At 42.2% G+C, this 16,355-nt stretch carries 16 protein-coding genes; 10 read left to right on the top strand and 6 right to left on the bottom strand.

What is annotated here, in order from left to right; all coding sequences use genetic code 11:
• Positions 1-22: 22 nt before the first annotated feature.
• From HWQ58_RS21525 to HWQ58_RS21510, 4 genes are all read left to right on the top strand, one after another.
• Positions 23-328 carry a DUF2281 domain-containing protein gene (locus tag HWQ58_RS21525; RefSeq protein WP_292866952.1) on the top strand — a complete coding sequence of 102 codons (306 nt, stop codon included), beginning with the start codon at positions 23-25 and terminating at the stop codon, positions 326-328.
• A complete protein-coding gene (locus HWQ58_RS21520; protein ID WP_292866950.1) occupies positions 325-699 on the top strand; it encodes a type II toxin-antitoxin system PemK/MazF family toxin in 375 nt (124 codons plus the stop codon). The genes HWQ58_RS21525 and HWQ58_RS21520 overlap by 4 nt, the downstream gene beginning before the upstream one ends.
• A gap of 167 nt (positions 700-866) precedes the next feature.
• Positions 867-1,940, top strand: coding sequence for a tetratricopeptide repeat protein (locus HWQ58_RS21515; RefSeq protein WP_292866948.1), 1,074 nt, complete (start codon positions 867-869; stop codon positions 1,938-1,940).
• Between the two features lie 44 nt (positions 1,941-1,984).
• Positions 1,985-2,113, top strand: coding sequence for a hypothetical protein (locus HWQ58_RS21510; RefSeq protein ID WP_292866946.1), 129 nt, complete (start codon positions 1,985-1,987; stop codon positions 2,111-2,113).
• A gap of 78 nt (positions 2,114-2,191) precedes the next feature.
• Here the strand turns inward: HWQ58_RS21510 and HWQ58_RS21505 are convergent, their stop codons facing one another.
• Positions 2,192-2,410 carry a hypothetical protein gene (locus HWQ58_RS21505; protein ID WP_292866944.1) on the bottom strand — a complete coding sequence of 73 codons (219 nt, stop codon included), beginning with the start codon at positions 2,408-2,410 and terminating at the stop codon, positions 2,192-2,194.
• Positions 2,411-2,566: 156 nt separating this feature from the next.
• Positions 2,567-4,093, bottom strand: a complete 1,527-nt coding sequence (bchB, locus tag HWQ58_RS21500) for a ferredoxin:protochlorophyllide reductase (ATP-dependent) subunit B (RefSeq protein WP_292866942.1) — start codon at positions 4,091-4,093, stop codon at positions 2,567-2,569.
• Between the two features lie 551 nt (positions 4,094-4,644).
• Here bchB and HWQ58_RS21495 point away from each other — a divergent pair.
• Entirely contained in the window at positions 4,645-5,334 is a 690-nt protein-coding gene (locus tag HWQ58_RS21495) for a Uma2 family endonuclease (RefSeq protein ID WP_292866940.1), read from the top strand.
• A 32-nt stretch (positions 5,335-5,366) separates the two neighbouring features.
• Here HWQ58_RS21495 and HWQ58_RS21490 read toward each other — a convergent pair whose 3' ends face one another.
• Both HWQ58_RS21490 and HWQ58_RS21485 read right to left on the bottom strand, forming a co-directional pair.
• A complete protein-coding gene (locus tag HWQ58_RS21490) occupies positions 5,367-6,401 on the bottom strand; it encodes a DUF6745 domain-containing protein (RefSeq protein ID WP_292866938.1) in 1,035 nt (344 codons plus the stop codon).
• A complete protein-coding gene (locus HWQ58_RS21485; protein WP_292866936.1) occupies positions 6,388-6,681 on the bottom strand; it encodes a hypothetical protein in 294 nt (97 codons plus the stop codon). The genes HWQ58_RS21490 and HWQ58_RS21485 overlap by 14 nt, the downstream gene beginning before the upstream one ends.
• A 486-nt stretch (positions 6,682-7,167) precedes the next feature.
• On the opposite strand from HWQ58_RS21485, the gene topA reads away from it, so the two are divergent.
• The 5 genes from topA (at position 7,168) to HWQ58_RS21460 (ending at position 14,915) form a co-directional block, all read left to right on the top strand.
• Entirely contained in the window at positions 7,168-9,819 is a 2,652-nt protein-coding gene (topA, locus tag HWQ58_RS21480) for a type I DNA topoisomerase (protein WP_292866934.1), read from the top strand.
• A gap of 524 nt (positions 9,820-10,343) precedes the next feature.
• Positions 10,344-10,484, top strand: coding sequence for a hypothetical protein (locus tag HWQ58_RS21475; RefSeq protein WP_012410890.1), 141 nt, complete (start codon positions 10,344-10,346; stop codon positions 10,482-10,484).
• Between the two features lie 22 nt (positions 10,485-10,506).
• Positions 10,507-10,956 carry a type II 3-dehydroquinate dehydratase gene (aroQ, locus tag HWQ58_RS21470; RefSeq protein ID WP_292866983.1) on the top strand — a complete coding sequence of 150 codons (450 nt, stop codon included), beginning with the start codon at positions 10,507-10,509 and terminating at the stop codon, positions 10,954-10,956.
• An 85-nt stretch (positions 10,957-11,041) separates the two neighbouring features.
• Positions 11,042-11,968: an ADP-ribosylglycohydrolase family protein gene (locus tag HWQ58_RS21465; protein WP_292866932.1), complete on the top strand. Its 927-nt coding sequence runs from the start codon at positions 11,042-11,044 to the stop codon at positions 11,966-11,968.
• A gap of 229 nt (positions 11,969-12,197) precedes the next feature.
• The gene (locus HWQ58_RS21460; protein ID WP_292866930.1) at positions 12,198-14,915 is read left to right on the top strand and encodes an HD family phosphohydrolase; all 2,718 of its coding nucleotides are present in this window, start codon (positions 12,198-12,200) and stop codon (positions 14,913-14,915) included.
• 282 nt (positions 14,916-15,197) lie between these two features.
• Here the strand turns inward: HWQ58_RS21460 and HWQ58_RS21455 are convergent, their stop codons facing one another.
• Together HWQ58_RS21455 and HWQ58_RS21450 are read right to left on the bottom strand one after the other, a co-directional pair.
• Entirely contained in the window at positions 15,198-15,485 is a 288-nt protein-coding gene (locus tag HWQ58_RS21455) for a hypothetical protein (RefSeq protein ID WP_292866928.1), read from the bottom strand.
• Positions 15,478-16,305 carry a calcium-binding protein gene (locus HWQ58_RS21450; RefSeq protein WP_366838370.1) on the bottom strand — a complete coding sequence of 276 codons (828 nt, stop codon included), beginning with the start codon at positions 16,303-16,305 and terminating at the stop codon, positions 15,478-15,480. The genes HWQ58_RS21455 and HWQ58_RS21450 overlap by 8 nt, the downstream gene beginning before the upstream one ends.
• Between the last annotated feature and the right edge of the window lie 50 nt (positions 16,306-16,355).

Here is a 16,355-nt window from a genome sequence, read left to right as displayed (position 1 = left end):
GTTACACTGTTCAGTAAACATCGTGGCTGCAAGCATGGATTCTCTCAAAGAAAAGATTTTGAAAAAACTAGAATGCCTTCCAGACAATGCACAGCAGGAAGTTCTAGATTTCGTACAGTTTCTAGAATGGCGAAAGGAGAATTATCAAAAATCTCAGTTATCTGTAGTCAGTGAAGAATTAGATGAAGAATCTGATGCAGGATGGCTAGAGACTGACTTATCAAATTTGGGTAGCTATGAACCTTATGATTGGCAACCTGGCGAACTAAATAAAGGTTTGCCTATTAAGTATATTCCTGGGATGGGAGTAGTGATTGTTGAAGAATGACAACTCGTTCTTTACAGTTTGGGGATGTTGTAACAGCACGTTTTCTTCAACAAAACCCTCAAGGTCGTGAGCAAGAAGGTTATAGACCTGCAATTGTTGTAGGGTTCCCAAACCGCTTGGGGATACCTCGCTTTTCGTTAATAGTTGTAATTCCCATGACTACTGATAGAGGGCAAACGTGGGCAATCGCCTCACCAGATTTATATCCACGTTTTGCAGCAGGAGTTGCTGGATTAAGTTCGCCATCTATTGCTTTATTAGATCAAGTCAGAGTTTTAGATGTTAACCGTATTGTTGATTATCGCAGGAGTTTGACACCTGACGAGTATGAACCTGTTTTGACTGGACTTCAGCGCATAATTAGTCCTTGATTTTATCAGATGACAATAATCATCCATAAGTTTAATCTTTATTAGTAGAATCACTTTAAACTGCCATGTATATATCATATATTAATAAACTTTAAACCGTATAATTTATGAGGCTACCCAATAAATCTAAAACATAAAATGTAGATGTGTATTTAGAGGGTGTAGCCATGCCAGAGAGTTCAGCTTTTGCTCATTTTTTTAACTTAGGAGTAGACCTTCTTCAGAATGGAGATAAGCAAGGAGCAATTATGGCTTTGAATGAAGCATTAAGTCTGAATCCTAATAGTTCCCATGCTTATTACTATAGAGGCATCACCAAAGCTGAAATAGGCAATTATGATGGTGCAGTTGAAGACTTAAAGCAGGCACTCTGTATAACTCCTAAATATTTAAATGCTAATCGTCAGCTAGAAAAAATTCGTCAATATTTATTAGGAGTAGATAGTACAGTTTTACCTCTACAATCCAATAACGCTACTCAGCATTATCAGTGTGGAAGAGTTCGTTTACACTTTAGAGAGTATCAAGAAGCAATCAAAGAATTTAACCAAGCATTACAGATTAATCCTAACCTAGTTGCAGCATACTACAGTCGAGGAAAGAGTTACTATAAATTAAAAAAAAAGGAAGAAGCTATTAAAGATTTTCAAACATCTGCAAAACTTTTTTGTGAAAATAACCAACCTGATAAGCTGGCTAAATGGACTCCATTTGAGTTAGGGGAATCAAATCGAGAAGAAGCGATTTTCTATCTTATTCCATATCTCTCTAAAAAAAGCTCCTATGACGAAAAAAGATTAGCTGCTTCAGCGATACACAAGCTTGCCAATAGTTACAAAAATATCTCCGCTTTAGTTATTCGTCTTTTATTAGATAATCTAACTTACCCTGCACCACAGGTTAGGCAATACGCTTTAAAAGCTCTTTCTCTAATCAACCTGCCTAAATATGCATTTCCAATAATTCAAGAAATTGCTAATAGCGATCCAAAAATCTATAACAGAAATTTAGCAAAAACTATATTAGAAAATATTAACTCTGTTCCTAATGGAGAATTTAAACACTCTGATAAATCTAAACCTGATAATAGGTATTTATCAGAACTAAAATTTTTTGATGCTGAGGAAATTGATAATTCTTATAACCAAGGCTATTTTACTGAAGAAGCTTATGATAAATCTATGGATTACGGCTATGTGGATGACCTCAGCAATCCTGAGGATTATCTTTACAATTATTGATAATAGTAAGGGCGTTATGTCTAAGTAACGCCACTAATCAAAATTTGCTAATCCCGAAACTAAGCCCTTACAGCTTCCTTGGCGGCGTACAACACCTCAGCGTTGATTTCTTTGAAACCGCGATCGCAATGAAATTTCTTGGTGCTGCACTAGATTTATATTATAAAGATTGAGAAAATATATAATTAACACTATGAAAAGTGTTGTTTCTGTATGAATGAATGTAGATAATTTAGTCATAATACCAATTTTTATACTGCTTCTAGAGGTGGTCTTGGTGGTGGTGGTACTATATCCACTAATTTTTGATTATTAAAGTAATCTTTGATATCTTGGGCTATTTGCCCAGAAAACTCAAGACGCTCTTGAGTAGAATTTGCTAATAGCATAGTAATCTTATCTTCAGAAAGCTCAATAATGGCTATGGCACTTAAGTTAATAAGCCGATCACCAACTTGAATAAACTTCATAAATGTAGAAAGAAGGTATAAGGTATCAAGTTTTATTATACATATTTCGTCTATTAAGTATATGTAAAATTATTTGTGAATTTAAATAATGCTTTATAAACAGTGAGGAGTATTTTTGACTCCTCACTTTAAAGCAATATAAGCTAACCCGCTAAACTAAGCCCCGACAGCTTCTTTCGCGGCGTACAATACCTCAGCATTGATTTCCTTGAAACCGCGATCGCGGGCAAATTTCTCAGTATTACGCTTCACTTTGCCGCGAACAAATCCAGGAATCTTATTCAATTCTGCTTGACCATCTTTTGTCCAATTCAAATCAGAATCAGCAGAAATTCCCCTAGTAATAACTTCTTTGGTATCATGACCACCGAAGATTTCTAATAGGTGATCTTCCATTCCCAAAGTGAAGGAATTGTAGATCAAATCTGTAATCTGATTCGTGCCTTCGTAACCCATAAATGGTTTATAACCAATGGGGAAGTTTTGGACGTGGATTGGTGCAGCAATTACGCCGCAAGGAATATCCAAGCGCTTACCAACGTGGCGTTCCATTTGCGTGCCGAAAATGGCAGAGGGTTCGACACGAGCGATCGCATCCCCAATTGCACCATGATCTTCGGAAATTAGCACTTCATCGCAATACTCGCTAACTTGTTCGCGGAACCAATCTGCATCATATTTACAGTAGGTTCCAGCCCAAACAACATGAATCCCCATTTCTCGCGCCAGAATCTTGGTAATGGCGGCGGCGTGGGTATTGTCACCAAACACCACAGCTTTTTTGCCAGTCAAGTTTTGACAGTCAATCGAACGGGAGAACCAAGCAGCCTGAGAGACATGGAGGGTTTGCTCATTAATGAAGTTTTCGTAGTCAACTTCTGCACCTTGAGCATTAATTACCTGCTGAATCTTGCGAATACAACGGGCAGTTTCCACTACACCCATTGGAGTAATGTCTATATAAGGTGTGCCAAATTGTTCTTCCAGGTAACGGGCTGTGGTCAAACCGAGTTCGCGGTAAGGTACTAGGTTAAACCAGGCTTGGGACATCTTTTTCAAGTCTTTCACCGAAGCACCTTCGGGAATTAAGGTATTTACCTCAATTCCCAAGTCAGCCATCAGTCGTTTCAGTTCGGTGCAGTCGTGATTGTTGTGGAAACCAAGGGTGGTAGTACCGATAATGTTAACCGAGGGCTTTGCTGTTTTGCCCTCAGCCAATTCGCCCCGCTTCCGGGCTTTTTCGATGTAATATTGGACAATTTGATCCAAAGTGCGATCGGCGGCTTGCAGTTCGTTGTAGCGGTAGTGGTTCACATCCGCCAGCATTACGTCTCCTTTTGCTTCCAACTGCGACCGTTCGACAAAGTTGTGTAAATCCTCTTGCAAAATGCTGGAGGTGCAGGTGGGAGTTAACACAATCAAATCTGGGTGTTCCTCGGCATCCTTGCGGACGATGTTATCTACCACCTTCTCTTGAGAGCCGCGTGCTAAAACGTTGCGATCGACGACACTGGTTGTCACCGGAGTAAAATCCCTCTCCCGTGATAGCATCGAGCGCATGACGTTAAAGTAGTCATCGCCAATGGGGGCGTGCATGATCGCATGAACATTTTTAAAAGAACTAGCGATTCGCAGAGTGCCGATGTGGGCTGGGCCAGCATACATCCAGTAAGCCAATTTCATGTCTGTGTCTCCCTTTTAAACTCAAATAACTAAGTAAGTGGGCGTAAAAAATATAAGATAGAGCTTACCATCAACCCCTTCTGTGCGTAGTTTACCGCCGTAGGCATCGCCCAGCGTGCCGTTGGTAAAGAAGGGGAGAGGTTTGGAGAGAGGTATTATCTTTGAATTCAGCCCATCTACTTATAGCTGCTTGATTATTAAATCGTTTCTGATTTTCTCAAACCTGCTGGCTGAAAAAAAATAAGGTTTGTTGCGGGTTTTAGGGGAGGCGATATGGGTGAAACCTATTTACTGCTTGAGATGCGGCTATCTTTTTAAACAACATTCCTGTTAGTTTTGTAAAAAAATCTTAATATTTCGGTAAATTAGACCTAACCCCCAGTCCCTTCCCTACTAGCGTTGGGGAGTAAAATTCAAAGCCTCTCTCCTTTTAGGAGAGAGGTCAAAGTGTATTGCATCTAAACGAGAACCGCTATAATCTCTCATTCCTTAGTCAGTTGCGTTTTTATCTAATTCGCTAACATGTACACAAGCTCATTTTCACAACAATTATGGTGAAAACACCCTCTCAGCCTTGGACAATTCCTCCTTTGGAAAATGGCGACAAGCTCACCCGCTATGAATTTGAGCGTCGCTATAATGCCACTCCTAACCTGAAAAAAGCTGAATTAACCGAAGGAATTGTCTATATTATGCCTGCTGCTCTGCGTTTCCGAAGTCACGGTCAACCGCATGGTTGGATTTTGACATGGCTTGGTACTTACGAAGCTGCGACTTCTGGTGTAGCATTGGGAGTTGAACCTACCGTCCGCTTAGACTTAGATAACGAACCTCAACCCGATGCTGTTCTGTTGATTGTACCGGAAGCAGGTGGTCAAACGCGGCTGAGTGAAGATGATTATATTGAAGGTGCGCCAGAGTTAGTTGTGGAAATTGCTGCTAGTAGTGCGGCTATTGATCTTCATGGCAAAAAACAGGCTTATCGTCGCAACGGTGTCAAAGAATATATTGTTTGGCAAGTTTTAGACCAAAAATTGACTTGGTTTTCTCTTGAACAGGGTGAATATCTGGAATTAATACTTGACAATGAAGGCGTTTTGCGAAGTCGGGTATTTCCAGGGTTGTGGTTAGCGGCGACGGAGTTATTAGCAGGTAATATGCAGGGTGTGTTGAAGGTTTTACAAACAGGTTTGCAGTCTGCTGAACATGGAGATTTTATCAAGAAATTAGGTAGCGATTAACCAGTTATAAATGGGGAAAGTCTCTTAAGCAATTATGTTTGCACACCAAATTCTTCTGGATCTACTCCCCAATTAACCCAGCGAATCGCTTCACGTGCTGAGTTCATACTTGGTGGAACTCGCAAGGCATGAATAAAGCTTGTGCTAGGACAAGTCATTTTTAATAAATAAATCGGCTCGATATCCACATTGTTATCAATTTTTAATACTGTATATTCTTGCCAATTATCTAATTCAATAGCTTGTAGTTCTTGGCAAATTCTGGCGTAACCAATACCTTGAATTAGTACTCGCCGTAGTTCGGCATTTTCCTCTGATAAAAGCCATTGAGATTGCCATTGCTGCGGGTGGCTTTTACCGTATTTTTCAGGCAAGGTTACGCCGTGGTAGGAGTATAGGCTATATCCATCAATAAATTCAATGGCGGGTTCACCTTCAGCGTGGAGGCGATTTTGATTGTCGAAGCGCAGGTGAAGGGGGCGATCGCAGACAATACAAATATTTTCGTAAGGCAGAATCCAACTACAATACTTTAGTAGCGACTGTAAAGCTTGCCATTGTATTTGGTTGTAAGAGCAATTTAATACCGAAATATAAAAATCTACCCAACTGCACGTGCTTGAATATAACTGAGCTTTGAACCAAGGACTACGAAGATTTGTTGTGAGTAGAAGTTGAGTTTTTAATTCAACTCTCAATGTGTCTTCTAATATAGTTAAATCTGGTAGTACGACAGTAAGTATTTCTGCCATTAGTTGGCTTTGTAGCTGCCATGCAACTTGGCTACGTAATTCATTTCTAAACTTGTACAAAAGTTGGTTATTAAATTCAATATTTAATCGATGTTTTAGTCGCTTCTGAATTACAATTTTAAGACCAGCATACGGGCTATCACAAAATATAATTTTAGGCTCTTGTTTACGAATTGCTATATACCCAATTTTTACCGCTTCTACCACCTTTTCTTTATCAATCCGCTCAGTTGAAAGCGCGATCGCTCTCCACTTTTCCCGATAAACTCGAATCAAAGCCTCTTGCTCAGGCGTTAACTTTTCAATCAGCGACATAACGCCAACCTTCAGGCTCGTATTCCCGTTGAATTTTCACCATCCAGTCACCTTGGGGAATAGAAATAGCTTTATGCTCCTCATGAGCTAGCAATGCCAACTCTGAAATAACACGTAAATATAGGGTGCTATATTTTTCAGATAATTCTGCATTTCCCTCAGTAATATGATGCTTGTGACCTGTAACTTCGCCTTCTGCCAAAGTTAAATGGGGTATTTTTTGTCCTTCAACCTGCTGCACAGGTAGTAAGATAACATCACCCTGACGAATTGGTTGCATGATTTTGCTTTCCTGACATGGGTACAAATCCCACTTCGCTTTTGCTCTCAAGTTTGATTTAATTTTGGCACAAGCTCTATTAGAGTGGGGCATTGAGCATTGATTGGGCACAAGAGGCAGAAGTGCAAAGGGGCAGAGGGGAAAAACTTACTGCAACTTACTTCTTTTCTGCTCCCCCGCTCCCCTGCTCCCCACTCTCCATTCCCCATGCCCCATACCCAATTAAAGAATATTTTGAAAACTGTAGTCGCCAATTATGCGTTAGATAAGTTAAAGATTGAAATAGCTGGAAATTCAGACCCAGCGTACCCTCATTTATCCTCTGGGACAGACTGGGCCCTAAGTTCAGCGGATTTTCTCCCAAGCAGGCAGTTTATGTGAGGATTAAATCACCGCCCTAAGCGTGACCATTTATCTTGACAATTTGCAAAAGTTACTTCAATTTGACTGTTTAGCTTAGTAGCTCTTCTTTTTATTGAAATTTCCATGTCAACCCTCGTCATCGTCGAATCTCCAACCAAAGCTCGTACCATTCGCAACTACCTGCCATCAGGCTATCGGGTGGAGGCGTCTATGGGTCATGTGCGTGACCTACCCCAGTCGGCTAGTGAAATTCCCGCTGCCGTCAAGGGGGAAACATGGGCGCAGCTAGGGGTAAATGTGGACGCCGACTTTGAACCGGTATATGTTGTCCCGAAAGACAAAAAGAAAATTGTTACCCAGCTCAAAGATGCCCTCAAGGATGTAGATGAACTGATTCTGGCAACGGACGAAGACCGGGAAGGTGAAAGCATTAGTTGGCATTTATACCAATTGCTGAAGCCAAAAGTTCCGACTAAGCGGATGGTGTTTCACGAAATTACCCAAGACGCGATTAAAAAAGCTCTGAAAAACTGCCGCAATATTGATGAGCAGTTGGTTCGTGCTCAAGAAACCCGGCGGATTTTAGATCGACTGGTGGGCTATACCCTGTCTCCCTTGCTATGGAAAAAAATCGCCTGGGGATTATCTGCTGGCCGAGTGCAATCTGTAGCTGTGCGGCTTTTAGTCACTAGGGAACGCCAACGCCGCGCCTTCCATGAGGGTACGTACTGGGATTTGAAAGCTAGTTTGTCAAAGGAAAAAACCCCCTTTGCTGCCCAATTGGTAACATTGGCAGGAACCAAAATCGCTAACGGCAGTGATTTTGACGCCACGACTGGACAAATTACCGCAGGTCGTAATGTCTTGCTGCTCAACGAAGAACAAGCGGTAGCGCTCAAGGAACGCCTAACTGGGAAAACCTGGAGTGTTAACGATATTGAGGAACGCCCAGTGACGCGCAAACCGTCGCCACCGTTCACCACCTCGACGTTGCAACAAGAATCTAACCGGAAACTGCGCCTCTCAGCCCGTGACACAATGCGGGTTGCCCAGAATTTGTACGAGCAAGGGTATATTACTTATATGCGGACAGATTCGGTGCATTTGTCAGATCAAGCGATCGCAGCTGCTCGCAGTTGTGTAGAAAAGCTTTACGGTCAACAATACCTCAGTCCCCAACCCCGGCAATACACTACCAAATCCAAAGGCGCACAAGAAGCGCACGAAGCAATTCGTCCAGCGGGTAGCAGCTTCCGCACTCCCCAAGAAACTGGTTTGGGCGGTCGAGAACTTGCCGTTTACGATTTGATTTGGAAGCGGACTGTCGCCTGTCAAATGGCTGATTCCCGCCAAACTCAAATTACCGTGCAATTGCAAGTGGAGGACGCTGGATTTCGTTCTTCTGGCAAACGGATTGAATTTCCAGGATACTTACGTGCATACGTTGAAGGTTCAGACGACCCGGAAGCAGCACTGGAAGACCAGGAAGTAATTTTGCCGAATCTGAAAGTGGGAGATCGTCCAAATTGTACAGAGCTAGAAGCTGTTGGGCACGAAACCCAACCGCCAGCTAGGTACACAGAAGCAACTTTAGTGAAAACCTTAGAAAGCGAAGGTATCGGTCGTCCCAGTACCTACGCCAGCATCATTGGCACAATCATCGACAAGGGTTATGCCCATTTGGTGACTAACGCTCTCATTCCCACTTTCACCGCTTTCGCCGTCACCGACTTGCTGGAAAAACATTTTCCAGACATTGTTGACCCCAGTTTTACCTCGAAGATGGAGCAAACCCTCGATGACATTGCCACAGGTGAAGCGAAATGGTTGCCCTACTTGCAGCAATTTTATCTGGGAGATAAAGGGCTAGAAACCCTGGTAAAAGAACGGGAAAGTCAAATTGATGCCACCAAAGCTAGGACTGTAGAACTTGAGAATCTAGATGCCAAAGTCCGCATTGGTAAATATGGCCCTTATATTGAAGTCGAAAATGGTGAAGGAGTTATCACCGCTTCAATTCCCAAAGACCTGACACCAGCTGACCTCGACCCCAAACAGGTAGAAGTATTGCTGCGACAAAAAATCACTGGCCCTGACCAAGTAGGTCGCCATCCCGAAACTGGCGAACCAATTTATGTGAAAATTGGTGCTTATGGGCCTTATGTCCAATTGGGTGACAAAACCGACGAAAACCCCAAACCGAAACAAGCCTCCCTACTCAAAGGTGTCACCCCAGAAACCGTTACCCTGGAAATGGCTGTTGGTCTGTTGGCACTACCCAGGACATTAGGAGTTCATCCAGTTACTAGCGGCAAAATTCAAGCAAGTTTGGGACGCTTTGGCCCTTATGTGGTTCATGACCAGGGTAAGGAGGGGAAAGACTACCGCTCTCTGAAAGCTGCTGACAATGTGTTGACAATTAGCTTAGAACGTGCACTGGAATTGTTATCCGAACCAAAAAAGGGACGCAGTTCCACCAACAGCAAGTCCAAAGCAGCCTTGCGCGAATTGGGTACGCATCCAGAGGACGGGGAAACAATTAATATCTACGATGGCCCTTATGGCCCTTATATCAAGCATGGCAAAACTAATGTCAGTATCCCAGAAGGTCAAACGGTAGAAGATGTAACCTTAGCGGCGGCGCTGAATTTGTTGGCAGCTAAGGCATCGACCGGGAAATCGACTCGCAAAACGAGTAAATCAACGACTTCCAAATCTAAGTCAACTGCTAAATCATCAACAACCGCTACAAAGAAAAAGGGCACAGAAGGCTAGTACCGCAAGGCGGAATTCAAAAGTCAAAAGTCAAAACTCAAAAGTCACGCATAATTGTATTCCAAGCTCTTGCGCCATTTGAAATGGTATGTTTATTTCCGCCAAGCTGTACTAGTGACAAGTCAAGCAATTTTTGATTTTAGATTTACGATAGCGTAGCGTTAGCGACGACCGAGCGTCTTTGAGATTTTAGATTTATTTCGCCCATAATGGACGAGGCATAAATCTCAAAATTCTCTTAATCCAAAATCTAAAATCTAAAATTCCTACTCAAGAGTCTATCTAAAGTGCGATTTTTAACTCTTGACCCTTGATATCCATCCTTGATAGGATACAGTTCAGTAGGTTTAAGTGTGATACTCTAAAAAGTAAGGGAAAACACAACACTAAATTTTAGAAGTGGCTTATTTCCCAAATACGGGATTGTGTATCAGCCCGATTGGAAGCCAGAGGTGCGAAAGTATGTCATTTTCTGCGTACCTGTTAATCAAAAATTGAGGTAGTATCTCAGGAGCGATCAGTTCATGGACTATATAGAAAAGGTGCTGGAAAAGCTTAAGGAATTAGCTCGTAGGCTAATCGAAAGCCTATTAGGGCCAGAGGCTGAACCGGAACCGGAACTGATTCCGATTCCTGTGAACGATCGCTCGCGCCGTCGCCACTAACCCCACAGTGGTAAACTCGACGTTGCAACCCTTAAGTATTCTGGCACTGCATGGGCCAAACTTAAATTTGCTAGGACAGCGAGAACCAGGAATTTATGGTTCGTTGACACTAGCTGAAATTAACCGCCTGTTAGAAGAAGAAGCATTCAAATTACAGGCGAAAGTTTTTCCTTTGCAGTCAAATCATGAAGGAATTTTGGTAGATGCTATTCATGGTGCGTTAGGGCAACATCAGGGAATTTTGATTAATGCAGGAGCATACACCCACACAAGTGTGGCCTTGCGAGATGCGATCGCTGCTGTTAATTTGCCCACAGTGGAAGTACATCTGAGTAACATTTACCGCCGGGAAGAATTTCGCCATCATTCGTACATCGCCCCAGTTGCGATCGGGCAAATAAGTGGTTTTGGCGTTCAAAGTTACTTATTGGGCTTACAAGCTTTGATAGATCATTTAAGAGTTAGGAGTTAGGAGTTAGAAATTGGTAGTTGGTAGTAAAGTTGGGAATTAGTAATATTTCATTAACTCTCATTCCTCACTTTTAACTACATAATTTATGCGTTACTCTCCTATAAGTCGGTTTAAAGGAACTTTACTCGGAGCATTCTTGGGGGGAAGTTTAGCTTCCGATGGTAAAGTAGAGTTTGAGAGTTACCTAGATTTAGGCAGAATGCCAGTTCTGGGTATCCAGAGTTTGATTGCGTTGGGTAGATTAGATTTAGATGATTGGATAGAGCGTCAGCAAGAAGAATCTCCTCATTTAGTAGCAACTGATGACATCTCAATAAAAATAATTATTGCAACATTACCAGTAGCACTTTTTTTTCACGAAAATCCGATTAAGCTCCGACAAAACTTGCTGCGTGTGTTGAAAATCTGGGAGGATGACCCAGTAATCAAGGATGGAACGCTAGCAGTAGGATATGCGATCGCTCTTGCCCTAACTGAAAAACTTGATCCTCTAACTCTTATCCCACAGACAATTTCTTTTATCGGAGAAACACCGACATCAATACCAAAAAAATTATTAAGAGTCCAGAACTTACTAGAGCAAGGGGCTGGATTATCAACGACGCAAGCTGAGTTTGCTAAGGAAGAAAAACTCAGTAACACTATTGCTATGGCATTTTACTGCTTTTTGAGTACCTTGGAAGACTTTCGCCTGACAGTTTTGCAGGCTAAAGTGCAAGATGCTACGCTTCTAAGCTCACAGGCTACAGGTGCAATTACTGGTGCTTTGTCGGGAGCATATAACGGTACAGGCGGAATTCCTGTAAATTGGCAAGTCCTGCTCTTGCAGAGGAATTCTCCAGCATGGGGACTAACTAGCTTTTCCCAAATGTTAGAATTGACCGATGCATTTGTGGGGGTGTGGTCAGGAGTGTATAATCTTACCTTAAACCCAAAAGAGTTAACAGAGGAGGGATGTGAGGTGGCTTTGCTTTCAGTTTACGCAGCTCCTCGCGTTATTCGGTCGCGTTAATCTTAAATTAACCAGATAAGGGGTTAAAGGTTGGCAAACTTCCGCCAGAGTGTATTAGTCTCATATACTAGAATTTTTCAGTAAACCCTTGGACTGATTCTGTAGTTAGCTATTGTGGCAAATCAGCAATAAAAAAGCCCCGCCACCGAGTTGCAGCCGCCGCAGATCGAACTTTCCTGATGATTGTCTTTTTTTGAACTATCAAAGTCGGCAATTGCAGGTAGAGATAATGAAAATGCATCAATTTTTGCAGTTCTTGAACCAGCAATTGACTCACTGGCGGCGACAGTACAAAACACTACGCCGTAAGGGAAAGTTAATCAGAAGTCCCAAAGGTAAAACCCATAGAAGGGAACTACTAAGGACTATGCTCAAGAATGTATTCCTGTTTTTATCAAAAACTAATGAGAAAAGCGAACGCCGAAAACAAGAAAGAGCGCTAAACTCAAAGGCAAAATCTGTCAAAATTAAGAGTAGCATTTATGTAGTCGCTTTAAATTGGGCATATAAACAGCGTTACTCGGTGATTTTGGTGATCGCTGTAGTGTCTCTCACAGGTATTATTGGGCATAAATTATACAATCAGACTCAACTCCAAATAGGACATCCCGCGCCCCAAACGATTACAGCACCTTACACAGCTAGCATCGAAGATCAGAAAAAAACAGAAGCCGAGCGCAAAGCTGTCAGTACAAGCTCCTTACAGGTGTTAATGCTTGATGCGCGAATCAACGAAAAGATTAACGAAAATTTGCAACAACTTCTAAATGATGGCAATGAAATTCGCGCTGTTGCTGGAGCTTTTCCTTTTTTTGATTCTGTCGTTTTATCCATCTCTACCCAACGTTACCTCCGTTCTTGTTCTGAGTTGGAATGGCAAGCATTGCTATCGGCTGTAGAAAATAGTAAAAATCAGCAGCAGAAGGGAATCGGACAAACCACCCCTGCATCCCGTCCATCATCCATAGCTGCACCCAATCAGAAACGCCAGCCACGCATCACATCTAAATCTGATACCCAGAGTCTAGAAAAGACACAGCCAGTAGATTTTTCTCAAAACACTGATTTTACTCAAGCTGTAGCAGAACTAGAATCTTACCGCCTGATAACTTCTGAGAAAAGCTTGTCTTTACTAATTGCCCAAATTTCCCAAACACGCCAAAAATATACCCAAGCTACTGCCAAACTTTTACAGTTAAAGACTCTTACCCCAGAAGCAGTATACGAGGAATCTCTACTTTTGGATTTATCAGATGTGGAATGGGAAAAAACACAAATGGGAATCCATCAAAGTCTAAAGCGGATTCTCACCCAAGGCATCCCACAGGGACTGCCAAAAAATATCTTGCAAGATGCGGTGAGTTTACAATTACAGACCTTTGTACCAGAATCGGCTGAAACTTTGGCAAAAAACCTGTTGTTAGCTGTACTCAAGCCGAATCTGCAAAAAGATGAAGAACAAACTAGACAAAACGCTCAAAAGGCTGCGGCTGATGTGCCACGTGCGATGGTGAAGGTACGGCATGGTGAGGTGATTGTCAAAAAAGGAGAGCAGATTACTGCATGGAACTTTGAGGTACTGGAGCATTATCACCTGGTTCGCCGGCAGGTAAAGTGGCAGGAGTTGGTGAAGTTAGGAGGCGTTATTGCGATCGCTATTGGCATTTTTGTCTGGGTAGAACGCCATATTGATTACGAATTGCGACAACGCGATCGCCTACTGGTGTTATTGCTAACTCTGAGTGTGCCAGGAGTGATTATGATCGGATTGCCCTATACCACCTGGAGCGCTCTTGGTTTATTGTTGGGAAGCTTTTACGGCCCGACTTTAGGGTTAACAGTTGTCGGCTTGCTGTTGCCAATATTAGTCATTAGCTTGGATATGAGCAAGGCTGCGCTTTTAGCTGGTGTAGGAGGAGGAATATTAGGTAGTTACATTGCCCAACGATTGCGATCGCGTGAAGAGTTGGCATTATTAGGCGTTGCGATCGCTTTAACTCAGGGTGGCATTTACCTGATTGTTAAAATCTTAATTGGTCAAGTATTTGGTTCAACCTGGTATATTGTCTTCCAAGAAGCAGGATTATTTGCTTTATCCGGCTTAGGCTGGAGTGTTATCGCCTTGGGTTTGAGTCCTTATCTAGAAAAAGTTTTTGATTTAGTTACCCCAATTCGCCTAGCAGAACTGGCGAACCCTAACCGCCCTTTATTAAAACGACTCGCTACTGAAACTCCGGGAACTTTTCAACATACGCTGCTTGTAGCCACTCTTGCTGAAGCTGCTGCCAAAGAATTAGGATGCAATGTTGAACTAGTCAGGGCTGGAACACTATATCACGATATTGGCAAAATGCACGACCCTCTTGGCTTTATTGAAAATCAAATGGGCGGGCCGAATAAACACGATACAGAGATTAAAGATCCTTGGAAGAGTGCAGAAATTATCAAAAAGCACGTAACTGAAGGGTTGGTAATGGCACGTAAACACCTTTTACCTACGGCGATTCAAGCTTTTATTCCAGAACATCAGGGAACGATGCTGATTGCTTATTTCCATCACCAAGCCCAGCAAATGGCTCAGTCAGATCCAAGTTTAACTGTAGACGACGCAGATTTTCGCTACGATGGCCCAATTCCCCAATCACGGGAAACCGGAATTGTTATGTTAGCAGATTCTTGTGAAGCAGCGCTGCGATCGCTGCAAGTATCGGCTAAATCTGTGGGAGAGAAGCGATCGCTCAAAGATGTTTCCAGCGAACAAGCTTTAGCAATGCTAAATAATATTCTGCGTGCCAAATGGCAAGACAATCAACTCGTTGATTCAGGACTAAAACGAGAAGAAATGTCACAAATTGCCCAGATATTTGTGGATGTTTGGCAGCAATTTCATCACAAACGGATTGCTTATCCTAAGTTGAAGGTTAGTAGTACTGGGCGGAATTCGTAATTCTGATATAGCAAAGGTTTCGTTGATTTAGCTTGTATTTACTTTACCTGTTGTTGCTACTACCATTTGTTCCGGTTTCTTTCATGCTTAACCAACGAAGGACTATATACAAAACTTGTTCACTTGAATAATAGACTTCTTGCATAAATTAAAAATAAGAACCAATACAGTTCAGTTAAGCATTTCTTTCTTGTCTCTGCGTTCTCTGGGTATTGGCGGTTCGTTAAAAAATTGACTTTGATAACAGAGTTTTAGCCTTAACTGAACCGTATTGATCTATATCTATCCGAGTTTGTGCAAAATGGTATTAAAGTTTGCTGTTCTCAACTCGAAGGTTGCTGTTCTCAACTCAAAGCTTGCTGTTCCAAACTCGAAGTTTGATGTTCTTAACTCAAAGTTTGCTGTTTGGAACTCGAAGTTTGCTGTTCCAAACTCGAAGTTTGCTGTTCTCAACTCAAAGTTTGCTGTTTGGAACTCGAAGTTTGCTGTTCCAAACTCGAAGTTTGCTGTTCTCAACTCAAAGTTTGCTGTTTGGAACTCAAAGTTTGGTGTTCCAAGCGAATTACGCAAGGCCGATAAAATCAGATGCCGAGAGATTTGGCGCACCAACCAGAGTCGCAAATTGACCGCCATTGCCGAAACCATCTGCACTGCGATTTTGGTTGTAAAACAATTGCCCACTCATAGGGTTGTAGACAATTTTGGCTGTGCTGGCTTGGCCTAAATTAGTGACTTGAAAATTACTTGGATAACTGAAAAAACCTGTTCCGGCAGTAAAATCGATCGCACTAAAGGTAGTCTTATTCAGTACAATCTTGTCACCTTCAGAACTGTTGAAGTCACTAATGGTATCTACACTAGAATTGTTGTCGTAAAGGAATCTGTCAGCACCCGCACCGCCAACGAGAGTATCATCGCCAAAATTACCGATGAGGGTATCATTACCAGTACCACCGCGCAGCAAATCATTGCCCCTCTTACCGTCGATGATGTCATCACCTCCCTGACCATTAATCACATCGTTGGAGTAGTCAAAACCCGTGATGTTATTGTTCAGGTCATTGAGGAAAGTCACCCTGCTCTTGTTAAACAAGTTAGTTTGAGTGGAGTTGGCATCGAAGACATCAAAACTGTCAACGATGCTCGTCTCATTATCAAACAGGATATTGCTGATAGCTTGTCTGGTATCAGATGCTGGGAGGTTATCCAAATTTTCTAATTTTAAGTTTTGCAGAATGACTTTGGTATTGCTTGTATCTTCAAAAGTAACTTCTAGATTGTTGCCATTTTGAGTTAATTGCAGATTTTTCGCAGTCAATCCACTACCTGTAAATTCCAGCGTGTCAACTTGAGAAATCACCCCTGCTGAAGGATTTGTGCCTTTACTCACATCTTGCACCTGGAAATATGAATGTCAAAACCACAACTAAGTGCAAGGAG

Source organism: Nostoc sp. LPT (genome assembly GCF_017115165.1).
GTDB lineage: Bacteria > Cyanobacteriota > Cyanobacteriia > Cyanobacteriales > Nostocaceae > Nostoc.
The sequence above is the reverse complement of the archived record's forward strand: the minus strand, read 5'-3'. Positions and strand labels throughout refer to the sequence as shown.